The 6,250-nt window shown below is 47.2% G+C and carries 8 protein-coding genes and 3 pseudogenes; 1 reads left to right on the top strand and 10 read right to left on the bottom strand.

From position 1 onward, the window contains the following. Window positions 1-666, top strand: a 666-nt coding sequence (locus PGY33_RS12460) for a transcriptional regulator (RefSeq protein ID WP_270478882.1), incomplete at its 5' end; no start/stop codon positions are given. Between the two features lie 118 nt (window positions 667-784). Here PGY33_RS12460 and PGY33_RS12455 read toward each other — a convergent pair. The 10 genes and pseudogenes from PGY33_RS12455 to PGY33_RS12410 form a co-directional block, all read right to left on the bottom strand. Then, window positions 785-1,276, bottom strand: a complete 492-nt coding sequence (locus tag PGY33_RS12455; RefSeq protein WP_009266803.1) for a nucleotidyltransferase domain-containing protein — start codon at window positions 1,274-1,276, stop codon at window positions 785-787. A gap of 51 nt (window positions 1,277-1,327) precedes the next feature. After that, window positions 1,328-1,705 (bottom strand): TnpV protein, encoded by a 378-nt coding sequence (locus PGY33_RS12450; RefSeq protein WP_117974364.1) that lies wholly within the window; start codon window positions 1,703-1,705, stop codon window positions 1,328-1,330. Further along, a pseudogene (locus tag PGY33_RS12445) lies at window positions 1,665-1,957 on the bottom strand (helix-turn-helix domain-containing protein). The gene PGY33_RS12450 and the pseudogene PGY33_RS12445 overlap by 41 nt, the downstream one beginning before the upstream one ends. 139 nt (window positions 1,958-2,096) lie before the next feature. Then, a pseudogene (locus tag PGY33_RS12440) lies at window positions 2,097-2,249 on the bottom strand (Maff2 family mobile element protein); the annotation flags it as partial. Window positions 2,250-2,469: 220 nt separating this feature from the next. Next, window positions 2,470-3,294 (bottom strand): annotated as a pseudogene (locus PGY33_RS12435) (VirD4-like conjugal transfer protein, CD1115 family); the annotation flags it as partial. A gap of 85 nt (window positions 3,295-3,379) precedes the next feature. Further along, window positions 3,380-3,745, bottom strand: coding sequence for a hypothetical protein (locus PGY33_RS12430; RefSeq protein ID WP_097771823.1), 366 nt, complete (start codon window positions 3,743-3,745; stop codon window positions 3,380-3,382). 78 nt (window positions 3,746-3,823) lie between these two features. Then, window positions 3,824-3,997, bottom strand: coding sequence for a transposon-encoded TnpW family protein (locus PGY33_RS12425; protein WP_431835168.1), 174 nt, complete (start codon window positions 3,995-3,997; stop codon window positions 3,824-3,826). Window positions 3,998-4,061: 64 nt separating this feature from the next. Next, complete coding sequence (locus PGY33_RS12420) at window positions 4,062-4,925, bottom strand: ATP-binding protein (protein WP_118316715.1); 864 nt, start codon at window positions 4,923-4,925, stop codon at window positions 4,062-4,064. Continuing rightward, entirely contained in the window at window positions 4,922-5,656 is a 735-nt protein-coding gene (locus PGY33_RS12415) for a phage replisome organizer N-terminal domain-containing protein (protein ID WP_014081139.1), read from the bottom strand. Before PGY33_RS12415 ends, PGY33_RS12420 begins: the two co-directional genes overlap by 4 nt. 113 nt (window positions 5,657-5,769) lie before the next feature. After that, window positions 5,770-6,168, bottom strand: a complete 399-nt coding sequence (locus tag PGY33_RS12410; RefSeq protein WP_117499034.1) for a cysteine-rich VLP domain-containing protein — start codon at window positions 6,166-6,168, stop codon at window positions 5,770-5,772. Window positions 6,169-6,250 lie beyond the last annotated feature (82 nt).

Raw genomic sequence — 6,250 nt, 5'->3', positions numbered from 1 at the left:
AATCATGGCAACCTTATCACGCTGGCAGACTTCTATGGGGTTTCCGTTGATTATCTGCTGTGCCGGACAGAGAACCGGGAGCAGATCAACACGCCACTAACAGAGCTGCATTTGAATGATGAGATGGTGGCACTTCTGAAAGGCGGTCGGATTAACAACCGTCTGCTCTGTGAGCTTGCCACTCATAAGGACTTTATCAAGTTTCTTGCGGACATTGAGATTTATGTAGATGGGATTGCCACCATGCAGATTCAAAACCTCAACGCCCTTGTCGATACTGTCCGGCATGAAATCATTGAACGGTATCGCCCCGGCGAAGACGACCCGCATTTGAAAGTGCTGCAAGCCGCCCATATCAGCGATGATGAATATTTCAGCCACATGGTTCTTGATGACCTCAATCTCATTATCCGGGATATTCGGGAAGCCCACAAAAAGGACAGCGAGAGTGCGCCCCAGACCACCGTTGCCGATGAATTGAAAGAAAATTTGGAAGCGGTTGAAAATTTCAAGGGCAGTCGGGATGAAAAGCTGGTTGTCCTTTACTGCAAGCAGCTCGGCATCAACTATAAAAATCTGTCAGACGAAGAATTTCGCTGGCTCATTCGGATTCTACAAAAATCAAAGAAAACAGGAACTCCTATCAGTCAAAGGAAAAAACGGTAAAGAAAAACCGCTGTTGCATGGTTGTGTTTGCTTCCATGTAGCAGCGGTTGGTGCTATACTTATTCAGTTAAAATTTCAAAGCGATAAAGTGGAATTTATCTTAGAAATTACAGCAATGTTATTTTGATAAACTTTCAAGAATTGAAATATCATGCTTATCTTTATCTCTTAATTCATAACCTGAGTGGAAAACTCTTTGGCCTTTTAAGGATATACAAGGAATTGTTTTTCCTTCAAAAAAAGCACTACCAAAGTAATCTTTTTCAAACTCATACCAGCCACCCTCTAAATCAGCTTGTTTTGAAGTTCCGTCCTCATTTAAAACGAACGGGTGAATGTCTAAGTAACCAAGTTCATCACTATATAACTCTATTCTAACCGGTTTCCAGTCTGTATCAATTTTATAGCCCAGATTCAAAAGCACATTTAACAATTTTTCCGTATGTTGAGCATCAAAATTTATATCTATATCTCTATGAATTCTTGTTTGTTTACCAGCTAAAATATCTACACCCCATCCGCCATCCAACCAGTATGTAATTCCAGTATTTTCGAATAATTCTATTACTTTCATTAAATCTTCTTTTGTTGTTATTTCTTTTCTACCCATACAAAGTCTCCTTTACAACTTCTAATTTGTAATAATCATTCTACCATACCGTTATGAATAAATCATCTCATGTAAAACAATTTCTTCTGCCCGGTTATGAATGTTATTGCAACGCTGCACCCATTCCATTTGACAGGTACGCTTCAATTCCTCGGTTACGCCCTCGGCAGCTTTCATCTGCTCAATGATAGTGTCTAACCGTTTCTGTGCCTGTTCGTTCAGGTCTGCAAGATATGTCCACAATTCTCCGGTCAGTATCAATGTGTTCAATCTGGCTGGGTTGACTTCACTCAAATATTTCCGGTGCAACCGTCCATACTTTCCGATAGGGCGGTGTTCTTCCAGTAGCTTCAAATCCGGGATATAGTAATCTCCGACAAGGATATAGTCAATTCCGTTTTCTGTTATTCTTGGTTTCAATTCGCTCATGTTCCTTACCTCCTGTGGAAGCAGGCTCGTCTGGTACTAACTCAATCACATCGGTAATCTCACAATTCAGCGTTTCGCAGATACGGGCTAATGTATCCATGCTGATGTGCTTTCCCTCTTTGCTCATGTTGGCAATCATATTCGTTGTCATACCAGCGGCAAGCCTTAAATCCTCTTTCCTCATATCACGCTCTAACAGTGTGTGCCAGAGTGGTTTATAGCTGATGTGCATATTGTTTCCTGCCTTTCTATCCATACCGCCGGGGCGGCTGCCCCGGCAGGAACTTTTCTCTTATTATAACATCAATCTTGTGTAATCACAATTTATTCTTGTATCCTGCCGCTGATACCGTCTGGATTGGTTTTTCCTTTCTTTTTGTTCCCTTTAATTAGCCATGAACTGCTTCATGCCCTGGCTCTTGGCGCCGGGGTTGTCGTTGCCGTAACCTTCCAGCAGGTTGATAACGCCCCAGATACCGAGACCGGCACCGAGCGCGATAACGAGGGTCTGAAGAACGGTGATTGCCTGTTCAAAAAATGCCATATAGTTTGTTAGCCGGAATCTGATTAAAAAATAGGTTTGTCATGTTTCATAGGCATACAAAAGCCGGAACAATCTGCCGCCCGGTTTCCGGGGGGCATGATTCCGGCTGTCCTCCTTTTTCATTATTTTTTCTTGCGATTGTCCGCTTTGTACGCCAATGGCCCATAGAGGGCAGGTGCGGCGAATAGATAAGATCACTCCCTTCTAAAGCGGAACGAAATTAAGCGCCCTTTGTGTCTACTTCATATACATCGCAGACCTCATTGGGCTTGAGTTTCAGCCTTGCGGACAAGAATGCTTCAATATCAAAAGCGTTCTTGTCATCCGCGTCGGCAGTGTACTTGAAATTGGGGTGCTTGGTGATGTCGTACTTATCCGAAAGGAAAGGACGCACACCGCGCAGCTGGAGGATACACTTGCCTCCATCCATAACAGCAAGCTCATCCTGGCTCATCAGCTCTTTCCCCAATTTTTGATAGTTGAGTGAATGGGAGGTTTCCCGTCCACGGCTCTCTCCGGTATTGTAGGTGTCGATGGTTTCCTTGCCCAGCACGGCAGCCAGCTCTTTGAGGGTAGTCGGCTCTTTACCGCCCAGGAAGATGGATGTATCCATGTTACCGATGATGGTATCTGCGTTATCCTTATAGATCGCCTTGAGCTGACTCTGTGCCTGCAACACCAGACAGGCAGAGATTTCACGGCTTCGGATGGTGGCCACCAGCTTTTCCAGTTTCGGAATCTGCCCGATGTTAGCACACTCATCAATCAAACAGCGCACATGAACCGGAAGCCTGCCGCCATACACATCATCGGCCTTTTCACAAAGCAGGTTGAATAACTGGGTGTAGCACATGGAAATGAGAAAGTTAAAACTGTCATCCGTATCACTCATAATGAGGAACAGGGCCGTTTTTCTGTCTCCCAGCGTATCCAGTTCCAACTCATCGTAGGATGTAACCTCGCGTAGCTCCGCAATATCAAATACGGCCAGACGCGCACCGCAGGAAATCAAAATCGACTTAGCGGTTTTGCCGGAGACAAATTGTCAAGGACTTTTTAATCAAATTCACAAAAATCTACAAAAAAGGTGCCAGAAGCACCGTATGGCTCCTGACACCTCGTTTGATAGATTACATTTTTCCGTTCAGCAGGTCTTTGCAGAGATACGCATAGTCTGGCAGCTGGTTGATATATGGCTCCCAGCGCCGCTTGATTTCGGCCAATTCCAGCGGATCGGCTGCTTCCAGTGCATGATCGTTGCCTGTCATATATAAAACATCCGTAGCAACATCATCCAAACACCTGCCGCAGAGATCGGCGGCTGATTCGATTCTGATACCGGTATCCACATAGACTGGATTGACGCCAATCGCCAGCCAGACATAGCCTACCTTGTCCGACCAGAGCAGTTCAAAATCAGGGCTTTGCCGCAGATGTTCCGCAAAGACCTCCTTTACTCGTTCAATTTCATGCTTCTCTTTTTCTGTGTACAGCATTTTCATGTCCTCCTTGGCTAAAAGTTTTGGCGTGTACCATCATCAGTTTAGCACAAGGCGGCTTCGTTTATCAGTCTTTCACATCTGCTGAATTTCATTTTTGAGCATACGCTTGATTTTATCGCTCATGGTTTCTGTGCTGGTATTGCTGAAATGGACATGAACCTTGTAGGTTGTCTTACCGATTTTCTTTACCATCGCTGGCGTGTTTTCCGGCGCTCTGGACGCAGTAGCGGCGTCTGACACCTGCATAGTACGGGGTTCTTTGTTCATGGCGCTCCTTTCTCCGAACGGGTCTGTGCCACCCGGTAAAAAATCAGTCGTGCTTACTGTTTACAATGTCTTTTGCTGCCTGTCGTGTAGCACCGGCATTTTCTTCCCGGAAATTCTTCCCGTCAAAGAGAATCGGCGCACACCGTTCCAGAATACGGTCATAGATACGGGCGTGGGCCAGATCAGGCGGGTTTTTCAGCTCGGACAGTTTCAAGTTTGTTGTGATAATCATGGGTCTGCGGCTGCGATAGCGGCTGTCAATGACGAAAAACATCTGCTCCATAGCATATTCGGTACTGCGCTCTACTCCCAGATCGTCAATGATAAGCAAGTCATATTCATCAAAGCTGGCAATAAACTCTGACCTGTCCTCAGAGAACATCCCGGTCAGGCGGTTCAGAATGGTGGGAAAGTTCGTCATCAGCACCGGCACATCCCGGTCAAGCAAAGCATTGGCAATACATCCGGCGAAAAAAGACTTGCCGGTTCCCACATCTCCAAATAGCAAAAGCCCGATATTGCTCTTATATGCCTCTTTCCAGTTCTCCACATAGGCGTGAGCCTTGTCCATCAATGGGTTTTGCCCGTTATCATTGGAAAATGTGTAGTCATACAGATAACGGTCTTGCAAGCCCTGTGCCTTTCGGCGTTTGATACGCTCCATACAGCGCTGCCGTTCTTCAGCAGCCTTGCGCTGCTCCTCAGCCTCCCGCTGGCACTGGCAGATGCAGCGGGGCATAAAGTAGCCGGATTTCCCGAAGCATGGCACAACGGTCTGCCTCTGGCCGCCGCATTTCTTACAGTGAATGAGCCCGTCTGACGGGTCTATATACTCGTCCCCGGCCAATTCCACACCGGCAGCTGCCTTGTCGATCAGCGCCCGGATTTCTGCGGTAATCTCAATCATACAGTTTCATCCTCCTTTACGCTGTAATCCCGGTTGCGGGTGGGCGGGGCCGCCTTTTTCGCGTCCTCACCGGCCCAGCGCCGAATGGTGGCTGCATGGCTCTGATAACGCTTGCCGGTAGAAGCCATGTACTCGGACAGCTTTTCGATGTACTGGCCCCATACAGTGGGAAAGCTGGCCTGCAAGTCTGCCAGTTCCTCGTCCGTCAGGAAAACATTCTGGTAACGGCCATAGGCGCGGGCGGAGCGTCCCTTCTCTATCTCTCTCTTTATCTCTATCTCTTTCTCTAACTCTATCTCTATCTCTGGTGGACGAATGTCGGACAAATGTCCGCCGTTTGTCCGGGGCGCAGAAAGAGCCTTATTTTGGAGCCTTGCAGCCCGCTTTCGCTCGGCCTCGGTAGAGGACTGGCCGATCAGCAGTTCAATATTGCTCATGTAGAAGGTGCCGCTGTCCAGCACTTCCACAAGGCCCAGCTTCAAAAAGATCTGCAAGGCTCTCTCCACAGTGCCGATCTGCTGGCGGGTAATGGTGGCGATCATCTGCGCCGTGTAAGGAATGTCCTCGTCAAGTTGAAGCCGTCCACCATGTTTCAGCGATTTCAGATACAGCTTGAGCAGAATGTTGGAATACAGCACACCATCCTGCATACTTTCCAGCAGCACGATGGAATCATCGTCAAAATAGTTTTCTTTGAGTTTCAGGTAATAATATTTTCGGTTGTCTGACATAGGGTTCCTCCTTGGGGTTTCTCTTGGGATTCTGTACGCATTTTATGGCCGTTTTAGGGGTCGGAGGATAAATCTATCAGCCTGCCTTTGACACCCTCGAAAAAAGCCTTGATTTACAAGGGTTTTTCAGCCCCTAAAGCGTGACATTTCTCCCGTTGTTTCCGCTTGCGCTTTGCGGCGTTGATCCGCTTCATGCGAGTGGAACATTCCGGGCAGTATTTGGCCCTGTTAGAACCGGGGGTAAACAGCGCCCCGCATACGGCGCATTTCTTCGCATTCAGCCGGTGGAACAGCGCCGTTTCCAGTTCCTTATCCTGCGGCAATACCGCCGTCCGAAACCACCTGCACAACAGGGAGTAGGAAATAGACTGGACACAGACACATTCCTCCCCATCGTCCAGGGCGATACAGTTTCCGTCGATGTAGTTACAGCACTCATGCACCAGCCTCCGCACTCTGCGGTACTGGCGGTAATCCATGACGGGGATAGGTTCAGACTTATTGTTCTTCATAAATGATTTCTTTCATAAAGTCGGTAACCTCCTTAAATGAATTTATTGTTAAATATTCGTGCAAAGTATTGTTTTCTTCGTG

The organism is Butyricicoccus sp. AF18-9LB (genome assembly GCF_027684505.1).
Taxonomy (GTDB): Bacteria; Bacillota; Clostridia; order Oscillospirales; family Butyricicoccaceae; genus Agathobaculum; species Agathobaculum butyriciproducens.
Note: the sequence above shows the minus strand (reverse complement) of the source record. Positions and strands in the feature narration are given on the sequence as shown.

What these genes read in the sequence shown, in the direction of transcription:
- PGY33_RS12455 (WP_009266803.1), bottom strand. Translation starts at nt 1,276, where the DNA reads ATGGGTAGAAAAGAAATAACAACAAAAGAAGATTTAATGAAAGTAATA.
- PGY33_RS12450 (WP_117974364.1), bottom strand. Translation starts at nt 1,705, where the DNA reads ATGAGCGAATTGAAACCAAGAATAACAGAAAACGGAATTGACTATATC.
- PGY33_RS12430 (WP_097771823.1), bottom strand. Translation starts at nt 3,745, where the DNA reads ATGCTGTACACAGAAAAAGAGAAGCATGAAATTGAACGAGTAAAGGAG.
- PGY33_RS12425 (WP_431835168.1), bottom strand. Translation starts at nt 3,997, where the DNA reads ATGCAGGTGTCAGACGCCGCTACTGCGTCCAGAGCGCCGGAAAACACG.
- PGY33_RS12420 (WP_118316715.1), bottom strand. Translation starts at nt 4,925, where the DNA reads ATGATTGAGATTACCGCAGAAATCCGGGCGCTGATCGACAAGGCAGCT.
- PGY33_RS12415 (WP_014081139.1), bottom strand. Translation starts at nt 5,656, where the DNA reads ATGTCAGACAACCGAAAATATTATTACCTGAAACTCAAAGAAAACTAT.
- PGY33_RS12410 (WP_117499034.1), bottom strand. Translation starts at nt 6,168, where the DNA reads ATGAAGAACAATAAGTCTGAACCTATCCCCGTCATGGATTACCGCCAG.